Origin of the sequence: Bacteroides sp. BFG-637, assembly GCF_024793605.1 — a bacterium.
Classification (GTDB): domain Bacteria; phylum Bacteroidota; class Bacteroidia; order Bacteroidales; family Bacteroidaceae; genus Bacteroides; species Bacteroides vicugnae.
The window spans coordinates 2,476,127-2,498,743 of record NZ_JANUPD010000002.1 but is presented as its reverse complement, the minus strand read 5'-3'; the positions used below and the strand labels follow the sequence as shown (position 1 = coordinate 2,498,743).

At 42.6% G+C, this 22,617-nt stretch carries 13 protein-coding genes; 1 reads left to right on the top strand and 12 read right to left on the bottom strand.

Going from position 1 to position 22,617, the window contains the following annotated elements; all coding sequences use genetic code 11:
- Position 1: 1 nt before the first annotated feature.
- Positions 2 to 2,086, top strand: a complete 2,085-nt coding sequence (locus NXX38_RS09695) for a BT4734/BF3469 family protein (protein ID WP_258979381.1) — start codon at positions 2 to 4, stop codon at positions 2,084 to 2,086.
- Between the two features lie 200 nt (positions 2,087 to 2,286).
- On the opposite strand, the gene NXX38_RS09690 is transcribed toward NXX38_RS09695, so the two are convergent.
- From NXX38_RS09690 to NXX38_RS09635, 12 genes are all read right to left on the bottom strand, one after another.
- The gene (locus NXX38_RS09690; RefSeq protein ID WP_258981910.1) at positions 2,287 to 4,596 is read right to left on the bottom strand and encodes a glycoside hydrolase family 3 N-terminal domain-containing protein; all 2,310 of its coding nucleotides are present in this window, start codon (positions 4,594 to 4,596) and stop codon (positions 2,287 to 2,289) included.
- A gap of 171 nt (positions 4,597 to 4,767) precedes the next feature.
- Complete coding sequence (locus NXX38_RS09685) at positions 4,768 to 5,982, bottom strand: DUF1735 and LamG domain-containing protein (RefSeq protein WP_258979380.1); 1,215 nt, start codon at positions 5,980 to 5,982, stop codon at positions 4,768 to 4,770.
- Positions 5,983 to 5,993: 11 nt separating this feature from the next.
- Positions 5,994 to 6,965 carry a BT_3987 domain-containing protein gene (locus NXX38_RS09680; RefSeq protein ID WP_258979379.1) on the bottom strand — a complete coding sequence of 324 codons (972 nt, stop codon included), beginning with the start codon at positions 6,963 to 6,965 and terminating at the stop codon, positions 5,994 to 5,996.
- A gap of 24 nt (positions 6,966 to 6,989) precedes the next feature.
- A complete protein-coding gene (locus tag NXX38_RS09675) occupies positions 6,990 to 7,994 on the bottom strand; it encodes a glycoside hydrolase family 18 (RefSeq protein ID WP_254883910.1) in 1,005 nt (334 codons plus the stop codon).
- Positions 7,995 to 8,045: 51 nt separating this feature from the next.
- Positions 8,046 to 9,647 (bottom strand): SusD/RagB family nutrient-binding outer membrane lipoprotein, encoded by a 1,602-nt coding sequence (locus tag NXX38_RS09670; protein ID WP_258979378.1) that lies wholly within the window; start codon positions 9,645 to 9,647, stop codon positions 8,046 to 8,048.
- Between the two features lie 12 nt (positions 9,648 to 9,659).
- Positions 9,660 to 13,022 (bottom strand): SusC/RagA family TonB-linked outer membrane protein, encoded by a 3,363-nt coding sequence (locus tag NXX38_RS09665; protein ID WP_217722898.1) that lies wholly within the window; start codon positions 13,020 to 13,022, stop codon positions 9,660 to 9,662.
- A gap of 184 nt (positions 13,023 to 13,206) precedes the next feature.
- Positions 13,207 to 14,178: a FecR family protein gene (locus NXX38_RS09660; RefSeq protein WP_217722897.1), complete on the bottom strand. Its 972-nt coding sequence runs from the start codon at positions 14,176 to 14,178 to the stop codon at positions 13,207 to 13,209.
- A gap of 150 nt (positions 14,179 to 14,328) precedes the next feature.
- Positions 14,329 to 14,871 carry an RNA polymerase sigma-70 factor gene (locus NXX38_RS09655; RefSeq protein ID WP_008997914.1) on the bottom strand — a complete coding sequence of 181 codons (543 nt, stop codon included), beginning with the start codon at positions 14,869 to 14,871 and terminating at the stop codon, positions 14,329 to 14,331.
- 345 nt (positions 14,872 to 15,216) lie between these two features.
- Positions 15,217 to 16,359: a DUF1735 and LamG domain-containing protein gene (locus tag NXX38_RS09650; protein WP_148363950.1), complete on the bottom strand. Its 1,143-nt coding sequence runs from the start codon at positions 16,357 to 16,359 to the stop codon at positions 15,217 to 15,219.
- 32 nt (positions 16,360 to 16,391) lie between these two features.
- Positions 16,392 to 17,513 carry a glycoside hydrolase family 18 gene (locus NXX38_RS09645; protein ID WP_217722896.1) on the bottom strand — a complete coding sequence of 374 codons (1,122 nt, stop codon included), beginning with the start codon at positions 17,511 to 17,513 and terminating at the stop codon, positions 16,392 to 16,394.
- A 33-nt stretch (positions 17,514 to 17,546) separates the two neighbouring features.
- Positions 17,547 to 19,187 (bottom strand): SusD/RagB family nutrient-binding outer membrane lipoprotein, encoded by a 1,641-nt coding sequence (locus tag NXX38_RS09640; RefSeq protein WP_117935555.1) that lies wholly within the window; start codon positions 19,185 to 19,187, stop codon positions 17,547 to 17,549.
- Positions 19,188 to 19,202: 15 nt separating this feature from the next.
- Positions 19,203 to 22,526, bottom strand: coding sequence for a TonB-dependent receptor (locus tag NXX38_RS09635; RefSeq protein ID WP_148363952.1), 3,324 nt, complete (start codon positions 22,524 to 22,526; stop codon positions 19,203 to 19,205).
- Positions 22,527 to 22,617: the final 91 nt, after the last annotated feature.

Here is a 22,617-nt window from a genome sequence, read left to right as displayed (position 1 = left end):
AATGAAGATTACACAAATCAGGGAAAACGGAGATACGGAAGCACTAAGCGTGATGGACATTGACCTGCTGATAGAGAAAATGAAGAAAGAAACCAAGCTCCGCCCGGTATCCGGACTACGTCAGGCCCTGCATTTTGTTCTGCCCGATGAACCTTGTTCCCTCGCCAGCAAACTACCACGAGTGATTCCTGCCGCAGCTTTCGGGCGAGTGAACGGAGTGAAACGAATGAAAACCTACAATGGTATTGTAGAACTGACCATTGGTCCGTTAGCCGGAAAAGCAGAAGTGGATATTGTGAAGCAAAAGGCTGCCGAACTTCCCCAGACAATGTTGGCCTTCATGGGGGCAAGCGGTAAAAGTGTCAAGATATGGACTTGCTTCACCCGACCGGACGGCACTTTGCCACAAACAACGGAAGAGGCCGAAGTGTTCCAAGCGCATGCCTATCGCCTCGCCATCAAATGTTATCAGCCTCAACTCCCTTTCAACATTCTGCTAAAAGAGCCGAAACTGGAACAATTCTCACGTCTTAGCTATGATCCGGACCTGATTTATCGTTCCACCCCTGTCCCTTTCTATCTTTCACAACCTATCGGTATGCCCGGCGAGATGACTTATCATGAGAAATCGAGCTCTGAAACATCTCCATTGAATCGTGCCTTGCCGGGATATGATACGGAAGATACTGTAGCATTACTCTATGAAGCGGCATTGCGGAAAACATTCGAAGAAATGGAAACAGATTGGCACCGGAACGATCATGATTTGCAAACTTTAGTAGTCCCGCTTGCCGAAAACTGCTACTATTCAGGCATCCCGGAAGAGGAGGCAACCAGACGCACCATCATGCGTTATTACAAAAGAAAAAATCCGATGCTGGTACGCGAAATGATAAGAAACGTGTATAAGGAATGTAAGGGAGTGCCCAAAGGCAACTGCCTGACTAAAGAACAACGCCTTAGCCTGCAAATGGACGAATTTATGAATCGTCGTTATGAGTTTCGCTACAATACGCAGATCGGGGAGGTGGAATACCGGGAGCGTTTCTCATTTCAGTTCTATTTCCATCCCATCGACAAACGGGCGCAAAACAGTATTATGCTGGACGCCCAATCTGAAGGAATCGGGGTATGGGACAGGGATATAGACCGTTACTTACATTCCAACCGTGTGCCTATCTATAATCCATTGGAAGAATTTCTGTTTCATTTGCCGCATTGGGACGGTAAAGACCGCATTCATGCTTTGGCAAACAGGGTTCCTTGCAACAATCCACATTGGGAATTGCTTTTCCATCGTTGGTTCCTGAATATGGTTTCGCATTGGAGAGGGGTAGATAAAATGCACGCGAATAGTACATCACCCATATTAGTAGGGGCACAGGGAACTCATAAATCAACTTTCTGCCGTGAAATGATTCCGCCTGCACTTCGAGCTTACTATACGGACAGCATTGATTTCAGCCAGAAACGGGATGCGGAACTGTATCTGAATCGGTTCGCGCTCATCAACATTGATGAGTTCGACCAGATTACTCTGACGCAACAGGGATTTCTGAAACATATTCTCCAAAAGCCCGTGGTCAATCTTCGGAAACCGCATGGTCGCTCGGTACTTGAATTGCAACGATATGCTTCATTTATCGGCACAAGCAATCAGAAGGATTTGCTGACTGATCCTTCGGGAAGCCGTCGTTTTATCTGCATTGAAGTGACGGGAAACATCGACACTACACAACCAATAGATTATGAACAGCTTTATGCACAAGCCATGCACGAGATTTATCATGGTGAGCGTTATTGGTTTGATAGCGAAGATGAGCAGATTATGACTGAAAACAACCGTGAGTTTGAGCAAACACCGGCTATGCTGCAATTGTTTTATCAATATTTTAAAGCTGCGCAAACGAAAGAGGAAGGAGAATTTCTTACTCCGGTCGAAATATTGAATTATCTGAAGAAAAAAAGCGGTATTTCATTGTCCGACAATAAAGTATATCACTTCGGGAGATTACTGCAAAAATGCGGAATTACCTCGAAGCACACTTATAAAGGTACTGTTTATCAGGTAATAAAGGTATCATAAGAGATAAAAGTAAGGCTGACAATAAAAGTAGAGATATTTTATTGTCAGCCTATTATCAATGGTTATTGTCAGGTGATAGAGTGCTGATATTCATCTACTTGAATAGAATTCTGACAGTATGACAATAAAATAGGTACAAATGATTATGAGATCTAACTTTGATATTTTTATTTCATAGATGAATAGAGGCGAAGTATCTCCTATTTTATCTCCATTTTCGTCTGTAATCTGATGTCATCAGAAGCAGCACCGATCATTATTTGGAAAGTTCCCGGTTCTACCACCCTTTTCAAATTCCGATCGACAAGTGCAAAATCCTCTTCGGACAGAACAAACTTCACTTCCTGTTCTTCTCCACACTTCAAAAAGAGGCGTGCAAAGTGTTTCAATTGCTTCAACGGTTGCACTACTGAAGCATATTCATCTCTCAAATAAAGTTGAACAACTTCTTCACCATCGTACTTTCCGGTGTTCCGGATTTTGCATGAAACTTCGAAAGAGTGTGGTGTCAGAGCTGACAGATGTAAATCTGAATATTCAAAAGTGGTATAGCTCAAACCATATCCGAAAGGATAAAGCGGAGCAGCAGACATTTCTACATAATCATGGCTTTGGGGGGCTTTCTTATTATAGTATACCGGAATCTGTCCGACGGAACGGGGCACAGAGAATGGTAATCGTCCTGCCGGATTAAATTCACCGAATAAAACATCAGCAATGGCATTTCCTCCCTCTTGTCCCGGGTAATAGGCCGTCAGCAGTGCATCAGCATTTTCAGATGCCCAGTTTTTATCCAAAGGACGCCCTTCAATGTAAACTACTATTAATGGTTTTCCAGTAGCTTTCAAGGCTTTGAGCAATTCCTGCTGTTTTCCTAATAAAGAAAGCGTTGCCCGGTCGAATCCTTCACCACATTCCATATCGCTGATTGTCTTTTCATCAGCAATGGCCGCACCTGTTTCTTTATAACTGGTTTTGAAATCACGGGCACTGGAACCACCTACCACAGCGATAATGACTTCGGAACGCCGGGCGGCTGCAACGGCCTGTTCAATATCAGATGCCACAGTATCACGAATGGAACAACCTTTCACATATTCCACCTGTGAGGAAGTAAGTTTTGTTCTGATTCCATCCAGTACGGTCTTTACATTCTCTTCTTCCTGCGGAGCGGTGTAATCTCCCAACATATTATAGCGGTTATCAGCATTAGGTCCGATCAGCGCAACTTTCACATGCCTGTTCAACGGAAGCAGAGAGTGCTCATTTTTCAACAAGGTGATCGAGGCTTGTGCCACTTGGCGTGCCAAAGTAACGTATTCTTTGCTACGAACTTCTTTCTTCGCTTTTCCGGAATCTACATAAGGATTTTCAAACAATCCCATTTCAAATTTCAATCGAAGTACACGGCTCACGGCTATATCAAGGATTTCTTTACTTATTTCCTTCCGGTTCACCGCATCCATAAGATTCATATAGGCATCGCCTCCGAGATCAATATCGACTCCGGCAGATAAGGCCATTACAGCCGCCTCTTTCATTGTAGAAGCAACAAAATGGCTTTGATGAATACCTTCGATACTGTATAGATCGGAAACGGCAACCCCTTTAAACTTCCATTCATCCCGCAAAAGTTCGGTCAGGAGATAATGATTGGCTGTACAAGGAATACCATCCATCGAATTATACGAAGTCATTACGGATAATGCTCCGGCATTGATAGCTTGTCTAAATGGCGGCAGAAAGTTTTCATGCAGTTCACGTATACCTGCAAAAGAGGGATTCCCGTTCTGTCCGCTTTCCGAGATACCGTAAGCGAGGAAGTGTTTGAGAGTAGCCAGCGTGCTGTATGGACGTGACAAATCACCACCACCTAATCCTTCCACCATCGCTTTTCCTATTTCCCCCGTCAATACAGGGTCTTCACCAAAAGTTTCTTCCACGCGAGACCAACGGGGATCACGGGCCAAATCAAGCACAGGTCCATAGCTGATATGTCCGCCTTGAAGACGTATCTCTTTACCGATTGCTTTACCTACCTCATTAATCAGTTGTGGTGACCAAGTTGCAGCCATCCCGATTCCGGTAGGAAAAACGGTTGTACCAATCGCCATGTGACCGTGGGGCGCTTCTTCTGCCAGGAATAAGGGGATTCCCAAACGGGTATTCTCCATCACGTACCTCTGTAAGGCATTTCCTGCCTTTGCAGCCAATGCGGGATTCAGTCCGGTTGCCAATGTTTTCTTTGTCCACGGATCGGCACGATAGGTTGCCCATAGCATTCCCGCATTTCTGTCTTTTATAAGTTGCTTGAATTTGTCAGAAGGAAGGACATCGTTGCCTTTGATTTCATACATCTCCCAACCCAAAGGACAAAGAAGTTGCCCGACTTTCTCTTCTAATGTCATACGGGATAGTAAATCCGCAACTCTTGTTTCTACGGGTAAAGTCGGATTTTTATAGGCTACTGCCGGAAGCTGCTGTGCAAAGGAATAAGAAACTCCTGTCATCATAGCCGTAAGCAATAGTGATTTACTGATTCTACTTAGCATAACTATTTTTTTAGATACGAATAAGCTATTTAAAAGAGAAGTCTGCCATCCCCCTCGCAATGCCTTACAGCAAAACCGATTCGACAGCAGACTTCATCGTACTAAAGAACAATCTCTATTTTACCTCTTTTAGAACGGACATTTCTGGTTGTCTACGTAGGTGATAGTTCCACCGGGCACTGCATTGTGGCCATGACCTGTCATATCAAGCACCGTACCGTCATCCTGCATTTCGCCATCAAAACGCCAGTAAGCTACGAGTCCTTCACTGGTTGGATCTACATAACAAACACCATCTTCAATCTGTGCGGATGTACGCGCCACGTTCCACACACGACATTCGCTAATGTAACCATCAAAGAAACGGGCATTACCGGCCGAACGGCCAATGGAGAACGTGTCTTCCCAGGTATGACCATCATAAGCCATACTCAAGTTGATAGTTCCGCCATTCTTGGTCTCTACGAAATGGATTTGCTCACCGTCCAGATAAAGACGGAGATACTGACCGTCGTATACGGCAGCAAAGTGCAACCAATGTCCGGTAGGAAATTCTTTTTCTACCCACGATTCATAGTGGTCTTTCTTATCAGGATGAGATGCCGCACCGATGGAGCCTTTCACAAACTGCAACTTATTCACAGGATTACCGGCACCGTCACCAAAACGGAAAAGGAAGTTTTCTTCGCATCCGCATAATGAACTAATGCCACTGGCACTCTTTTCCTGCCCAACAGGGAAAGACTTAGGAAGTACTTTCATTTCCAATGTCATCTGCCCGAGTGCTTTCACCGGACTATTTTCCTGATCACCAAACGAAGGAATATTGAAATATCCCCGGCGTGCCAAATAGGCGGCTTTAATTTCAATCACTTTGGTGAGCATGACATAAGCAGTGCGGGAACTCTCCATAACTTTCAGATCACTGTTTGAAACGGAAGTTATAGTTACGGGAAGACAGTAAGATACACCTTCCTGTAATTTCTCGGAATCAGCAGTCACTTTGATTTGTGTAGACTGGTTTTGTCCGGCAGGAATTATCACTTCATCACCTTCAAAACTGTAGCTGCCTTCAGGAGGCATTTGACAGTTACGACCGGTAGAAGAGTTGAAAGATTCCAGTAATTGAGGAGCCACCTGTACGCCTACCGCCACGTCTGTTTCCGCTTTATCGGTGGAGGTCACGGTCAATCCTAAAGTAGACTGTCCCTCTACCAGGAATTTTACGTTCGATGAAGTCAGCGTACCGGTCATGTAAACGGCATCACTGTAATCCGGTTCGGTCTTGCAGCCTGATACACAAAGCAACAAAGCCAATAAAGATAAAAGTGTATATTTCTTCATGGTTTTAATTATTATTTAGCATAAACATTAAATACGCCACAGTTTACAGAATAAGAGGTTGTCTCCACACGAATATAACGTGCGGTCAACGGTGCATAGAACACGATAAACCTGGAACTATCGGTCACTTCGCCGGCACTCTTGAAGTTCGTACCGTCATCGCTGGTACTAATCTTTGCTCCAGCATTGATGGAATTATAGTCCCCCCAAGAACTGCCCCTGTACGCCACAATGGCATTAAAAGTATAAGATTTGCCCATATCGACTGTAAAAGCTGCCTTATAATTCGACCAATCGGAAATGGAAGCAGTAGATTGAGGATTTCCGTCGAACCATCTGTTAAGATTTGATCCGCTACCACTCAACACCTCCACACTCCATCCTGTCTGATCAGCTACCAACGTACCAGTAACATCGGCTTCAGTGGCCTCATGATTTACATTGTCTTCTGTCACGGTAATGGTCAGGAAAGAAGGTACTACCATATTGGTGCTCAATTCTGTATTAGGACCTTCTGCTGACACCAAGCGTAAAGGTATGATGTATCCCTTTTCGCTCTTAAGTGTAGAAAGCACGCTAGCGTCATCTGTCAGTTTCACATGCACAGTGTCAGCAACGACCATTTCTCCAGCAGGGATAGTCATCTCGGCATTTTCCAGTACGATGGCTCCGGCAGGCATAGCTTCAAACTCGGTACCATGCTCTTCATTATAGGCAGCAATCAGAGAGTTGTCCACTTCCACTGCCACTTTAATGGTACCGTCTGCTTTCCTCGAGCATTTTACCGGCCATTTAAAATCCACGTTGCTGACTGTACTAATAGGAGTCTGCACAATCTTGTATGTTTTAGAGTTATCCAGTGTGTATACCCGGTTAAATGGATCGCCATAAACATCATAAGCCTCATCGTCACCACAAGCGGCAAGACCGATGCCACAGAGGGCGAACATACCTATATAAAATAGATTTTTTCTACTTTTCATTGTCATCTTTCATTAAAAGGTTAATTAATGGATAGCCGGATTCTGTATTTGAATACACTGACGGAACCGATAGTAAGGTTCAGGATTGTATTCATGTACATTATAGTCACGATGGATAAAGAATGCGCCAAAGCCACCTTTACGCTTGCCGTTCGCGGGCTTGTAGCGTGCCTGGTTGTACATAGACTGCATATCTCCCTGCCAGTTATCACCCATATTGCAACAGTACACCACTTTTTCATCAGGCCATCCGCCTGCTCCCGTACCACCGCCATAAGCTTGAAGGAAGCAATAGTTACTATACGGGATAAGGCTAGTCATGCTGGTACTGGTCTGGTCGATATTGAGCATTTTATCACAGATACCTTCCTGTGAAGCGATTTCTTTACCATAGCGTTCTTCGATGAGCTGTAAACGTTCTTCCTTAGTGATGTCCGGATTCGGTCCCATGTACTTTGCCATGTGTTTGTAAAAATATTCAAAGTTAGAGCCACTCAAGAAGTCACCTTCCGGCTCATAGTCCGCATCAAAACCGTCGAGATCGTTCAGAAATACCTGATCGAGGAAATATTCGGCATACATTTCAAAAGAACGATTGAGTGCGGCAGTCCGTTCTTCACCACTCGGCATTGCCTTCGCTTCATTGTAAGCCTGCTTGAAAGCATGGTCATCTGTTTCCGCATCGATACGGGTGATTGCCACACAAAGCATCTTGGTTCCTTTCACTTTCTGCACGAAGCGGATTTCTTCCCAAATCTCCGTATTTTCTGTTGCCGGAATGCCACCCCACATAGAGCAAATATCAAGGCTGTCAGGTAATCCCATAAAACGAACAGCGGCAGAGTTCTGCGCTCCATACTGTGCAAACCATCCGAAAGCAATTTCGTGCTCGCTCGCTTTGTAGTCGCGTAAGTTCTGGTAGTATTGGTCGTCGTAAGTCAGTGGTCGCTGAATGGTCAACGACTCTATGTCTGTATTACATGAGGCCATCATACCGCCCACAGTCAGTGCGGCCAATATGTATTTCATTGTTTTCATATTCTGATTACTTAGTTAGATTGTTCTACATTATATATCTGATCACCTTTTCACATCCCACCAAAGACGTGTGCCGGCAATATCCGTGCCTTTCAACAGGGAAACAGCAGCTTGTGTGTTCTCGCCATTGTCAGAATATTCCTTCGTAGGGAACTTCAAACGGCTGATAAGCTCTCCAGTGGCAACTTCTCCACCGGAAGCATTTGTGTTGATAGTCACAATGCCGGGATAACCAGTACGCCGCATCTCGCTCCACGCTTCTTGCCCGTCCGGGAAAAGAGCAATCCATTTCTGCACCATAATGCGCTCGAGTTTCTTATCAGGAGAAGCCGAATCATCCCACTTCACTGTCAAAGTCGAAACCATACGACTTACATCGGTATTACGTCCGTTTGTCGGATCAATGAATGAAGTTGACGGTACATTTACATCATTATCAAGATAACTCTCCGCACCGGAAGCACCTTTGGAAGAAAAAGAGGTCTTCACACCTTCTTCGTAATATTCCTTCACAGTCTTATCTCCCAAGTTTAAACGCAGTTTAGCTTCAGCCAAAAGGAAATATGTTTCAGCGGCATCCATCCAGAGGATAGAGCTAGCCTGTCCTACGTTCATGCTAGACGCTGCTTCAGACAAAGTGCCCTGACTACGGCTGGTTTGTCCATTACGGACTCCATGATATGCTCCATCTTTCTTCGCAACCTTGAAGTAAGATGCCAAACGCGGATCCTGTAAGCCTTTCAAATAACAATCCATAGTGGCACTCATTCGAAAATCATTGAAACTTTCAAATGCTTCCCACCACTCATTAATGAAAGAGAAGGATACAGACTGTTTCAAAACGGCATTGTCACTAACGGAAGTCATTAACCCGATAGTATGATCTATTGCTGCTTTAGCTTCATCCAGGGCCTTTGTCTGATCCACATAAGAAATACGCATTGCCAGACGGAGACGGAGAGTATTAGCAAACTTTATCCAATTCGCCACATTACCATTGTAAATATAGTCATAGTCTTCCAAGTAAGGCTCGGAAGTACGACTGTTGTAGCTGGTGAGCACCTCAATGGCATTTGACAATTCTTCAAAGAAACGATAATATACATCCTTTTGGCTATCGTAGGCTACTTGAATGCCGGTACCAAACTTTGAATAAGGGATGGGACCATACTTATCTGTAATACGACTCATACCGAACACCTTGACAATAGTAGCCATAGCGCGTGCGGGGGATGTTTCACTAGTACAATCCACGACTTTCCGCCATGGCTGCATCACCTCTGTATAAGCGGTGCTAAACGGAGAGTTGTACCACTGCGGATAGAGTTTGTAACAATCGTTGTCCTGCTCTCCGGCATAGTTCCATGTTTTAATAGGAGCACAGTAGCTGGCAAAAATATCACCGGTCAGCATTTGAGTCTCCTCAAACAAGCCACCTTTGTCTTTACCTACTACGAAAATACCTCTTTCCATCTGCGTGAAATAGGCTCCCGTCAGGAGATTATCGCGTTCCATCTGCTCGGGAGTTACTTCATTCGGATTGATATTCCAACTTTCATAATGGTCGGTACAAGCGGTAAACAACAAGCCTCCGGCAAGCAACACACCATTGAACACTTTCATGCATTTTAATATATGTTTCATCTTATCGATTCTTTAGAAATTGAGTTTAACAGAGAAACCTAAATTGCGTAAGCTCGGCAACATAAAGTAGTCCATTCCGCTGAAATGCGTGCCTGTACTTGCCGTCAGTTCAGGGTCAAAAGGAGCTTTGCAATAGAACATCAGCAGGTTACGTCCCGTAAAGGCTACATTCATGCCCTGTATCCAAGGAACCCACTTCTGAACAGGGATATCATAACCGAGAGACAACTCTGCAAGGCGAACGTTTGTCGCACTATAAACATACATAGAGCCGACACCACTTCCTACAGTGCTATAATACTTCTGTACAGCGGGTACTTTATAACCGTCAATCAGCACATAGCCCAAGTCGCGTGCCTCAGCAGTAGCTGTAGAAACACCGTAAGCATCCATCATCGCCTGTGTCTGTGAGACAACAATACCACCAATACGTGCATTAACCAGACAGCTCAATGTCAAACCCTTCCATGAGAATGAGTTGCGCCATCCCATCATATACTTAGCTTGCGAGTTACCGGCATAAATCCATCCGTCCTGGCGTTCGCCCGCCTTGTTGTCTATAGCTACTGTATTGTTGACATAGTCTACGTCAATATATCCATGGGAGTCGGTGCGAAGTGCAGTCACGTACAAGTCACCAATAGAGCCACCTTCAAAGAGACGCGAATTCACAATTTCCAATCCGCCCAAATCCATCATATCCTGTTTGACAATTTCTCCACTCGATAAAGTAGTCGGTTTCAACAGTTTTTTAATCTTATTGCGATTGATGGTATAAGTAAACGTAGAGTTCCATTTTACCGGTCCGAGCGGCTGGTTTAATGTCAGACTTGCCTCGATACCTTTGTTATCCACTTGTCCGCCATTGATATAAATAGAAGAATAACCGGAAGAAGCGGAAATCGATGGGTTGAATAATTGGTTGTAAGTAGATGTCTTATAGAGAGAAACGTTCAGCTCCAATCTATCATTCCAAAGATGAGACTGCAAACCGACTTCCCAAGCCTTGGTACGCTCCGGCTTGATATCCGTATTGGGATATGTGGTAGCCGTGACGGGAGAAGCCGATTCGTATGGGTAAGTCTGATAAGCGATGTAGCGTGTAGGAGCATTACCTACCTCACTGTATGAGCCGCGTACCTTCAAGAAGGTGAGCACATTGTTCTTGATGGGTAGTAACTCTGTCAAGATAGCAGAAACACCCACCGACGGGTAAGCAACCGACTTCGTATCGGTCCATGCCAAAGCAGACGACCAGTCAACACGTCCTGTTACGTCCAAGTAAAGTTTGCTCTTCCAACCCAGCTGTGCTGTAGCAAAGATGGATTGCGTCTGGTCATGATAACCATCCTGCTGGAATTTCACGGCAGACTGCATCAGGTTGAGCATTGTAAATCCGTCTGCCACAGAATTCAAGCTACCTCCCACATCATAATACTGGTAGTTGACATCCTGAATACTGGTACCTAGTGTAGCGGTCAGTGAGAAGTCGCCGAAATATTTGTCGATATTCAGCATCACATCGCCATAAAGTTGACGAGTGGATGCATCACCTTTATAATATCCTCCAAATTTCTGGCAGAAAATATTATCGGTAGATGCAGCGTATTTCTTTTCGTACAGAGCCGACGTATAATCCATTTTGGCACGCGCACCTAATGTAATGCCTTTCATAATTTCGAAACTCAAACCTCCACTCATGAGGAAACGGTTCTTGTGATTGATAAAATTGTCGCGATTGACAATCCAATAGGGGTTCTGCATGGCAATACCCTGATTACCCCAAGGCCAGTATTGTGTTTTGAAGTTACGGGCTTCGTTGTACATTTCAAACTGCTGAAGCATTTCCAAACTATAGCTCGGCGACATCAGATAGATAGGAACAATCGGATTGAAATACTGTCCCTGTGACACCATGTTCTGTTCACGCACATTCATATAGCTTGCGCTTAGGTCGAGACGCAGACGATCATTGAGCATGCTAGTCGTATTACGGATAGTGAAATTGTAGCGATCCAACGTATTGTTCGGAACAATACCTGCCGCATTGGTAGCAGCCATAGAAAGGAATATCTGGTTCTTCTCATTCCCATTACTGATGGTTAAAGAGTTGGTTTCGTTCCATCCAGTCTGATAGAAGTCCAACGGATCGTAACTGCTGGCTTGTCCCAATTTCTGTCCCCAGCTTCTTATTTCTCCCGTAGTTGCACCATAAGTGTTTTGAAATTCCGGAGTTACAAACGGATTGAAGAATGAGGTATTATTGGCATAGTTGACACGAAGCTTATCTTTCGATCCTTTCTTTGTGGTAATCATGATAACACCGTTGGCGGCATCACTACCATAGAGTGCGGAAGCGGCAGCACCACTCAACACAGACATAGTTTCAATATCTTCGGGGTTAATCATGGAAGCACCGTCACCGGATTGCCCCATACCGGTCATAAAGTCGTCCGGTTGTGTTGTTTCCAACGAAGGCATCGGAATACCATCGATTACATACAGGGCGTTATTATTCCCGGAAAGAGATTTCGCACCACGCATCACCACCTTAGCTCCACCACCGATACCGGATGAGCTGGAATTGATGACAACACCTGCTATCTTACCGGACAAGCTATTTACGAAATTGGCATCCTTGACGCCGACAATTTCACTGGCAGAAACTTCTTGGACATTATAAGAAAGTGCTTTCGCCTCTTTACGAATACCAAGAGCGGTAACCACCACTTCGTTCAACACTTGCGAATCATCTTCCAAGGTGACATTCAATACCGGACCGGAGACAGGCAATTCCTTTTTCTGATAACCCACATATGAGAATAGCAATACCGGGCTGGCAGTCTGTGTGGTCAATGTATAGTTTCCGTCAAGATCGGTCACTGTTCCGTTAGTGGTTCCTTTCTCCATAATAGAGACCCCAATCAGCGGTTCGCCATTCTTGTCTTTTACCGTACCTGCAACGGGTTTTGTTTTTTGTTGAGTTACTTTCGTTTCTTTAGCCGTCAGTACAATCTTATTATCCAATATTTTATATTCGACATTTGTACCTGCAAAGACCTGTTCCAACACCTGAAAAATATTCTTCTCGGAAGCTGAAACCGATACCCGGCGATTAAGGTTAAGATTCTTGCTATTTATAAAAAAGCTGAATCCAGATTCACGTTCAATCTTGTGCAGCACTTCTTCTATAGTACAATCGTTAACCCGTAAAGTGATAGAAGTTTTTTGCGCATATCCATCTGATGCATACGCTAGTCCGGCTGAACAAATAAGGAGTATAAATAGTAATTTCATAGCCAATGATATTTCCTTTAAGGTCCGTCTAATAGACTTTAATCCTCCAAGAAATTGGACGATACAATAATTTTGCATAAATTTGTAACGAGTTTAATTAGAAAATTGGTAGTTATACTTGTCGGGAAACAAGTAGGTTCACAATTACTGAAGCTCATACGGGAGGATACGGCCAATATCATCCCGTATTTTTTTGGTTGCTAGGGATCTTTGTTTTTCATGGCAATAAGTTTTTGGGAATTAAGGTTTTTATCTTTTAGTACTAAATAAATATCTCTATCTTTATTTTCTCTTTACCGGCATCTGCGTTATTATTCAGATAACGCCAACGAACTTTCGAGGAGGCACTGATAAAATTAAGTACCTGTTCCAGATTCCGGTTAGTAAATGTCCCGGAGAATGAGTCGTCATGAGGTACATTCTCCTGTATGACAAATTCGGCATTGTATCTATCTGCCAAGATATCCAGTGCATCCCGTAATGACGTTTGACGGAAAATGATTTTGCCATCTTTCCATGAAAGTTCTCTCTCGCCGGAAGTCGTATAGAGTTCCGTCTTTCCATTCTGGGAATAATAGACCAGTTTCTGTCCCGGAGCCATCACAATATACTGCGGTTGTTGACTGGCATTGTTGAATTCAAAATTAACTTTCCCTTCAACCAAAGTAGTAATTACCTCATCTGCTTCTTTGTATGCCTTTACATTGAATTTTGTACCTAGAACTTTTATGGCAGACTGGTGAGCGGTAGAGACTATAAACTGTTTTTCCGGATTTTTCCGGACATCAAAATAGGCTTCTCCATCAAGTTCCACAGTACGTGTACGGGAAGAGAAATGGCTCGGGAAAGTCAATGTACTTTTTCCATTTACCCATACTGTAGTTCCGTCAGCAAGTGTCACGAATGTGCGTTGTCCGGCTGGCACGTAAACAGTCTGCATTTCTATATCCTCTTTTTGGAGAACCTGTATCATTGCATAACTTAATCCGAAAGCTACAACAAACACTGCCGCAATCCGCAAGATTCGTTGTGTAACAGGATGCAATGAAATTGTCTTTTTTGTCTTCTTTGAGAATGCGCCTGTGTCTTGCCAGATGAATGCATCATAACTCTTACGAAGAGAAATGAATTCTTTAAGATTGGCTGCATCCGCATCAATCCATGTAGCAACGTCTTCCTTTTCCTTTTGGGATGCCTTGCCTGCAATATATTTTAATAGTAATTCCTTATCCATACAATAAATAATTTATGAGTAATGAGAATAGGAGTATTATTCCCCTTTCATTAAGAATACCACTCACTAAAGAGATTCCCTAGTAAGAAATGTGATTTTTTTTATTATTGCTTAAAAAAAATAGCAAGCAAGGAGGTATTTTCCTTCTTTTCAGATGAAAAAGAAAAGGAACGGAGCATAGTCTTTTAGATTATCACGCAGTATTTTAACTGCTCTGCTGATATGATATTCTACTCCTTTTACACTAATGCCCAGTTCTTCGGCTATTTCTTTATGGGATTTTCCATCCAGGCGATCGCGGATGAAAGCAGTACGAGTTTTTTCCGGCATACTCTCCAATAATGCATGCACTTTTGCCCGTAATTCCTCTGATAATATTTCCTTCGGATCACAGGCTTCCAATGTTGATATACGAATTTCCAATTCACGCTGTCCCTTATCAAGCAAAGTCTGAAAAACATTCTCCTGTGCTTGTATATGTTTCAGGTAATTGAGTGATTTGCTACGAATATAAGTGATTAAGATCGCTTCAACACTTGGGATTTCCCGTTCTTTACTTAGTTCCCATAAATGGATAATGGCTTCTGATACAATATCTTCTGCTACTAAGTCATTATGGACATAGGACAAGGTAAATAGGAAGGCTTTCCTATAATAAGCAGTATATATCGAGTTGAAGTTGATTTGAGCCATTCGCCAGTATATCCATAAGTATTAAACGCTGCAAAGGAATGCATTTTACTTATAATAAGAAAACTTTTTAGAGAAAATTTAAATTTGGCTAAAATTCCTTTTTCATATAAAGAAGAAAAGGGGTGCTGATTATAATTTGCACGTCAGCATTAAATCCCCTTCTGATGTACTGAGAAAAACATTTAGATGAAAAAGATATAAACAGGATAAATAGTAACTTCTTCATAAAACAAACATAAATAAAAGAAACCTGCTTACCAAAAGAATATTATCTTTTCAGTAAGCAGGCTTTCACTCATATTCAAAAATGCAAAGAGCAAAACTCTCACAAATTTGTGTGTTCCATTAATTAATAGCTATCGGAGCATCCAACGTCTTAATAGTAATTCCATTTGTAGTACCGTTTATACGCCCTGTGGCATCTTTGATAACTCCACCTTCCTGAGTCTCCGATCCGTCTAGTTTATAATAAAGTGCCAAGCCTTCTGAAGCAGGGTCAACCCCCAGCATATTCTGCTTAAGTTGATTTTCCGTACGGGCTACACTCCAAACACGGACTTCACTCATTTTACCATGGAATGGACGTTCACCCCATTTGAAACCATAGATTCTACCAATATAAAAACCCATATCCGAATTCGGATCAAAACCGTCAATACCCCAATCTGAACCAGCCCATTTTTCACCATTTACATAAATGCCGGTTTTTCCTGTCGGTTGATCATAAGTCAACGCTACATGATACCAACGATTTGTTAACAACGGTTTCGTTACACGGTAGTTCTGTCCTCCGGCCACTTCCAAATAATCTTTAGGAGTAATTCCTCCTCCCGCATCACCGATACGGAGAATCATCACACCTTCGGTTCCCATAATCGTATTATTATCGAGGAAATAATCCACATTAATCAATGCTTCGTAAGTGAATGACGAGAAGAAAGTACCGACAGGGAACTTCACAGAAATATAGTGATTACTGAAATTACCAGCTTTGGTAATTTTCAACGGTTTGGAGAAAAAGAAATATGCAATGTTTGTTCCGGAAAGAGTCGACACCGAAGACGAATGTACCCGCATAGGCAAAACATACGAGTTCCCGGCTTTCAAGGCTTCTAACCCGGAAAGTTCGACTTCTACATTATTCGCATACAATTTTCCACTCGAAATAGAAGATGTCGTACTGCTTAGCTTTACCTGCGAAACATCAAGCATCTCATAATTTGTGCCATACTTTGCATTGTATTCGTCTACTACACTTGGTTCGGCTACACTATATGATACGTCTACCTGAGAGGAAGTTGCTGACGAGAGTCTTGAAACCAGATCAAATGTCATTACATCCATCTCATCTTCCACCGAGAAATTATATTCCTTGCTTTCGAAATAAACCTTAGGCTCCAGCAGGTCATTCATGCTGTCGTTGCAAGCGCCCAACAATAATGCCATACTACCTACCATCAAATAATAGAATATATGTTTATTCATCATCTTTTTACTGTTTTAGAATTTTATAAATCCACTTATTCCTGCGGTTTATTTTCCGCTTCGTTTTGTTTCGCTTTCCATTCATTGAAAACCCGCTGATTGATTTGAATAGCCTGACGCATCCATTTATAATTTGGTGTATTGTCATAATCATTATCGAAGCGATAAGCTCCTACTCCACCTTTATAACCTTTCCGCGGCATAGCAGCAGCCTGTCTCAGCAATTGACCTCCATTTGTGGCATACTTTTCAAAGTTTTCAGTACAGATTATTTTCTTAGGATCAACGCCATAACCATCTAAATTGGGGTTGGAACTACCATAACTTTGTATAATCCAATAATCGACATACTCATCCAATTCACTGGTAAGCCCATAAATATTTCCATCAATACAGATCATTTTATGTCCTTTACCTTCCGGATCGCTTTTCGGGCCAATGTAATTGTTCATCTCTTTAACCAAATGAATCAAATGCTTGTTCTGACTCAATGTGCCATCCATATCAAACACACCACTACCGATTTCCCAGTCTACATCATAACCGTCCCATTCGTTTGCATACAAAGAATCGCACAGAGCTTTGGCAAACTTCGCCAGACATGCATAATGGTTTTCACTTTCAAACTGACCTTCAAATCCCCAATATTTCCAACGGGCTTGTTTCTTCGCCGTTTCCAATTGAGCCGCCGACCAGCCTTCTTCCTCCGCTTGTTTTTCCACTTCGAGGTATACCGAATTTGGTGTCGCACCCTTACCAAGATAAGAAAGCAGACTTACCTGCAACAGTTTCGTTCCTTTCACCTTTTGCACAAACTCTTTATCAGCTTTCTGCTCCGGAGTGATTTCATAACGTCCTGGAGCGCCACTCCACATAGAAACAAAATCCATACTATCGGGCATAGCAGAAAGATATCCTCTTCGATAAGCTCCAGCAGGCGCCCAATTGGAATACCATCCGAAAGCTACGGGACGATTGTAATTCCAGGCAGTCGCCTTATAGGCACGCAGATTGGCATAATATGCCTCACTCTCCGCATTGTTCATTGTGGCATACCCGCCTATATGGTCTATCTCAATATTCTCCACATCCATGCAAGAAGTTACCATCATGCCTGTCAATGGAATAATATATAACAATTTTCTTAATGATTTCATATTTTTCATCTGTATTAAAATGATACATGTAGGTTATCTCTTACAATCCCACCACAAACGGGTAGAAGACCTATCTTCGCCACCGGCACCGTTATTGAACAACTTCAAGGCTGCTTCATAGATAGCCTTTCCCTCGTTAGTCTGAGAAAAACTGGTGGGATAAATCATACGGCGAATACCGCCCTCAAGAGTTGCGCCTTGCACTGCTCCTTTCAAAGTCTTAATGACATTCAACTTCGGATAACCGGTTCTTCTCCATTCCGTCCACGCTTCCTGTCCGTTAGGAAACAAAGCAATCCACTTCTGAATCATAATCTTTTCCAACTTCTGCTCAGTTGTTCCTTCAAACTTGGCAGTAGTCTCACACGGAGCAGAAAGTGTTTGCCCATACTGATAATGGGAAAACACAAATGCCCGAGGTGACAAATTGGAATTCATATAATCATCTACAGGATCGGTCACGCCATTCTCCTGAAAAGACATATCAATGCCCTGTTTATACCATGAATCCGCACTACCGAAACCTTCCCAGACTAAAGCTGCTTCCGCACGCAAAAAATAAACTTCCGACGCACGCAGCCAATATGTAGGAGTCCCACTTTGAATATTGGGCTTTGAGCAAGATTTGTAGATATCATTCTGCGCATTGGCATGCCCTGCCGGCACCGCTTGATATGTTTTTCCGTCGAAAGCCTCAACACCATAAGAGGTATTACCATCCATCGGCAAAAAATAAACACTCAAACGCGGGTCTTCATATCCCATCAGATAAGAAAAAATGGAAGAACCCATACGAGCTTCATTATAGTTGCCTGCCAGCCATTCAATGTTGTTGCGGAAAGTCATGCCTGCTCCTTGACTCATTTGGGCCGCATCATCCTTAGCCGTCATCACACCGATAGAATGATTTACTGCTTGAGTAGCATATTTTTTCGCCAGTTCCGCATTAGCGAAGCGGACACGCATAGCCAAACGAAGCATCAGCGAATTGCCGTATTTCACCCATTTAGTAGCATCTCCGGCATATACCGCATCATAAGCTCCCATCACATTCACCCCATTTTCAGCTTTTTCCGTCAATACGGCAATGGCAGCAGTCAAATCCTGAAACATAGCTTCATAAACATCCTTCTCCGAATCGAATGGAATGTTCATTGTAGCGTCCGCCGCATGAGAATAAGGCATCGGACCGAAACTTTCAAGTGTCTTGTGCCAAGCGGAAATCTTCAGAATTTGAGCCAAAGCAAAGACTTCGGGCGTACCATTTTTTTCGGACGCTATTTTCAATTTCTTCCAAGGATCAAGAGCATTGGTATAGGACTGTGTATAGGTCGCTTTTATCCAATTGTCCAACAAATAATAAGTAGTATTGTTACTACCTGCGTTCCAACCGTTACTGTTGTTCTCGCCAAAAAATCCACTCCAATTATCGGCCGATAGATGATAAGCTATTTGATATTCATTGATAACATCTGTATCATCAGCCTGTGTGCCTACGGGAATCACTGTCCGTTGCATAGCTGTAATCAGCCCTCCGACTTCAAAACCATCCATCGCACCTTCTCCGTCGCTCATCTCAAATTGGTTGGTATTGATTTCTTCAAAATTGCATGAGGCAAATAGCGCCATTGCGCATATCACCGCTAATAGTTTAAACTGATTCATTTTTCTCATAATAAAGAAGGTGTATTATAATTTAAATTTAATACCGAAACCAAAGCTACGAACACTCGGTTGCATAAAATAATCATTACCTTGTCCGTAAGTACTAGTGGAAGGAGTCAGTTCCGGATCGAACGGAGCTTCGCAATACAACATCCAAGGATTGTTGGCTATAAACGAAACTGTAACATCTTTCAACACGTTACCAAACCACTTATTAGGCATAGTATAGCTAAAGGTAAGTTCTTGCAAACGAATATTGGTGGCACTGTATACATAGTAACCGGAAGTTTCATAATTTCCCGTACCTGTCATCTGATAATAAGACTTCGCGTCTACCAGACCTTGTCCCTTCAACAATACGCCTCCCGCTTCACGAGCCTCAGCCGAACGTTTGGACACACCGAAACGATCGAGCAATGCCTCTGTAGAAGAGGTCACCACGCCACCAAAACGTCCGTTGATCTGGAATCCGAGCCCAAAGCCTTTGTATGTCAACATATTACTCCATCCCATATTGAAATCAGGAGAAGTTTTTCCCAAATAAACGGGTTCCCCCTTTTCCATTCCAAAGGTTCCATCGCTCTTTACCTCAACATATCCCAAGTGGTCTTTCTTTAAGAAGGTGTTGGCATAAATATCGTGAATACTTCCACCTTCTTTCAAGATGACACGACCACCATCCTTCAAAACCTCCGGAATATTAATCGGTTCATCCATCAAATCCGTATGATAGTTTTCAACCATCTCCTTAATCTCGTTTATATTACGAGAGAATGTCAATGTTGAAGAGACTCCTAATCCGAACTTAAACTGATCGGAATAGCTTAATGAAGCCTCCCAACCACGATTTCCCACATTACCGGCCTGCAAATAAATCTGCTTGTATCCGGTAAATTCCGGAAGATCACCCAAGAAGGTCTGATTGTATGTATTAGAATGATAGTAGGTTACCTCCGCACTTAATTTATTCCACAACTTCAGACTTAATCCAAATTCGTATGACTTTGTACGTTCTGCCTTGAAATCTGTAAACGGATAGATACCGGTAGGATCTAATGCACCACCCACAATAGGGGTAGTTACCGTACCCGGAGTCAGTCCCGAACGGGATACAGGCGCACCGACTTCCGTATACGAACCGCGAACTTTCAGGTAAGAGATAAATTCGGGCAATTTGACCATCTCGGAAATAATCCCGGACAGACCGATTGAGGGATAGAAGAAAGATTCTTCATCGGTATTCACCAAACGTGAATTCCAGTCATTACGTCCGGTCAGCGTCAAATAAAGCATACTCTTCCAACCAAGTTCCAAATTGGCAAAAACAGCATGATTACGTACACGACTATCACCACCCTTTTCTGAAATACGACCATTAGCCGGATCGATATTAGAAGCCGCAAATTTATTGGGCACTCCCAATAATGTCCCTTTGTATCCTCTCTCCAATGCCCAATAGTTAGAATAGTTCCAACCCGCATTGGCAGAAATACTGAAATCAGCTATATGTTTATTTACGTTCAACATAAAGTCGGCATATTCCTGACGGTCTTCATAGTTATTGTATCCATACAGTCCTTTCTTGCCTTCCGCAAATTTATCGTCGGATGAAGCGTAAATCTTGCGTTCAAACAATACATGTGTGTCATCCATTCTGAAACGGGCTGCCGCATTCAACCAATCGGTAATATTATAAGTCAACCCTACGTTGAACATATAACGACTCTTTTCATTCGTAGCTACATTGCGATAAGCAGTCCAGTAAGGGTTCTGTGAAGCATATACCGGATCTGCCACCGGCCAATACTGAACCGGAAGTTGACGGCTTTCATCGAAATGCTCGAATGACTTAATTCCATCAAAGTCTTCACCACGAGGGAACAAATAGGCGGCCATCACCGGATTCCAATATTGTCCTTGCGATACCATATTCTTGTCTTTCTGTTTCACATACGACGCACCTAAATCAAGTTGTAATTTATCATTAAGGAAAGTTGCCGTATTACGGATTGTGAAATTCAAACGTTCATATTCATTATTAGGCACAATACCTTTGGAATTGGTAGAAGAAACAGAAGCAAAAGTCTGATTCGATTTCGTACCGGTGGTCAACGTAACCGAATTAATAAAGTTTGTTCCGGTATTAAAGAAATCCTTCTTAGGATCATAACTTGTAGGAGTCAAAAGTTTCTCACCCCAGCTTTCATACATATCTTTTTTGTTACCATACGTATTTTGAAACTCAGGAGTCATATAAGCTTTGCTGAACTCTGAAGAAGAAGAGAACTGCACTGAAAGTTTTCCTTCTTTTCCTTTTTTAGTGGTAATCAAAATTACACCGTTGGCAGCACTACTACCATACAGCGCGGCAGCCGAAGGACCACTCAAAACAGAAAGGCTTTCAATATCTTCGGGATTGAAGTCGGCGATTCCTTCTGTTCCGGCCTTACCTTCACCCATAATACCACTGTCGGTATTTCCCATATTGGTATTGAACAAAGGAATACCGTCCACCACATACAAAGCATTGTTATCACCTTCGATAGATTTTGCACCACGCATTACAACACGTGTCGCACCACCAACTCCACTAGCGCTTTTATTAATACTCACTCCGGCTATCTTACCGTTCAACGAGTTTACAAAGTTAGCATCTTTTACCGTAGTCAAAGCATCTCCCTTGACTTGTTGTACATTGTAAGACAACGCCTTTTCTGCGCGTTTGATACCCAATGCCGTCACAACAACTTCATCGAGCACTTCGGTATCCTGCTTCATTACAACCGGATAAAAATCTTTCTTGGAGACAGGAATTGTCTGTGTAGCATATCCGATATAAGATACTTTGAGAATCGATTTTTCTGCCGCTTTGATCGTAAAGTTACCATCGAAATCGGTAATCGTACCTGTAGAACTACCATCCACAGATATATTTACTCCAATCAACGGTTCACCGCTTTCATCGGTAACCTTTCCTTTGATATTTTTAAGGGTTTGCGTAACTACAGGCTTCTTTTCAGTTATTATGATGTAGTTACCTTGAATCTGGAATGAAAAGCCTGTCCCTTTTAAAATGGTATCGAGTGCGGTTTCGAGGGATGCATTCTGCAAGTTTAACTGGGCTATTACTTTTCCTTTTAATTCGGAATCACTATAATTTATAGACTTTTTGGACTGTTTTTCCACAGTCTTTAAGGCATCAATGACAGTGATGTTCTTTTGCTGGATAGTTATTTTACTATCATTTTGAGCCAAAGCGAAAGTCTGTATAAGAATAAGACTTAAAAAAGTGAGAAAGACCCGCTTATGAGCTATTTTTTCTGCTATTTTTTCGTAGATTTGTAGCATCTTTAGTATTAGTTAATTGGTTATTATTCTAGGATCATTCAGAATAGCGTCAATATTACGCTAATATTAAAAGAAATTGATTTCATATCCG

Excerpts from the sequence above, each read along its gene's own strand:
- NXX38_RS09695 (WP_258979381.1), top strand. The coding sequence starts at position 2 with ATGAAGATTACACAAATCAGGGAAAACGGAGATACGGAAGCACTAAGC.
- NXX38_RS09690 (WP_258981910.1), bottom strand. The coding sequence starts at position 4,596 with ATGACAGGAGTTTCTTATTCCTTTGCACAGCAGCTTCCGGCAGTAGCC.
- NXX38_RS09685 (WP_258979380.1), bottom strand. The coding sequence starts at position 5,982 with ATGAAGAAATATACACTTTTATCTTTATTGGCTTTGTTGCTTTGTGTA.
- NXX38_RS09680 (WP_258979379.1), bottom strand. The coding sequence starts at position 6,965 with ATGAAAAGTAGAAAAAATCTATTTTATATAGGTATGTTCGCCCTCTGT.
- NXX38_RS09675 (WP_254883910.1), bottom strand. The coding sequence starts at position 7,994 with ATGAAATACATATTGGCCGCACTGACTGTGGGCGGTATGATGGCCTCA.
- NXX38_RS09670 (WP_258979378.1), bottom strand. The coding sequence starts at position 9,647 with ATGAAACATATATTAAAATGCATGAAAGTGTTCAATGGTGTGTTGCTT.
- NXX38_RS09665 (WP_217722898.1), bottom strand. The coding sequence starts at position 13,022 with ATGCAAAATTATTGTATCGTCCAATTTCTTGGAGGATTAAAGTCTATT.
- NXX38_RS09660 (WP_217722897.1), bottom strand. The coding sequence starts at position 14,178 with ATGGATAAGGAATTACTATTAAAATATATTGCAGGCAAGGCATCCCAA.
- NXX38_RS09655 (WP_008997914.1), bottom strand. The coding sequence starts at position 14,871 with ATGGCTCAAATCAACTTCAACTCGATATATACTGCTTATTATAGGAAA.
- NXX38_RS09650 (WP_148363950.1), bottom strand. The coding sequence starts at position 16,359 with ATGATGAATAAACATATATTCTATTATTTGATGGTAGGTAGTATGGCA.
- NXX38_RS09645 (WP_217722896.1), bottom strand. The coding sequence starts at position 17,513 with ATGAAATCATTAAGAAAATTGTTATATATTATTCCATTGACAGGCATG.
- NXX38_RS09640 (WP_117935555.1), bottom strand. The coding sequence starts at position 19,187 with ATGAGAAAAATGAATCAGTTTAAACTATTAGCGGTGATATGCGCAATG.
- NXX38_RS09635 (WP_148363952.1), bottom strand. The coding sequence starts at position 22,526 with ATGCTACAAATCTACGAAAAAATAGCAGAAAAAATAGCTCATAAGCGG.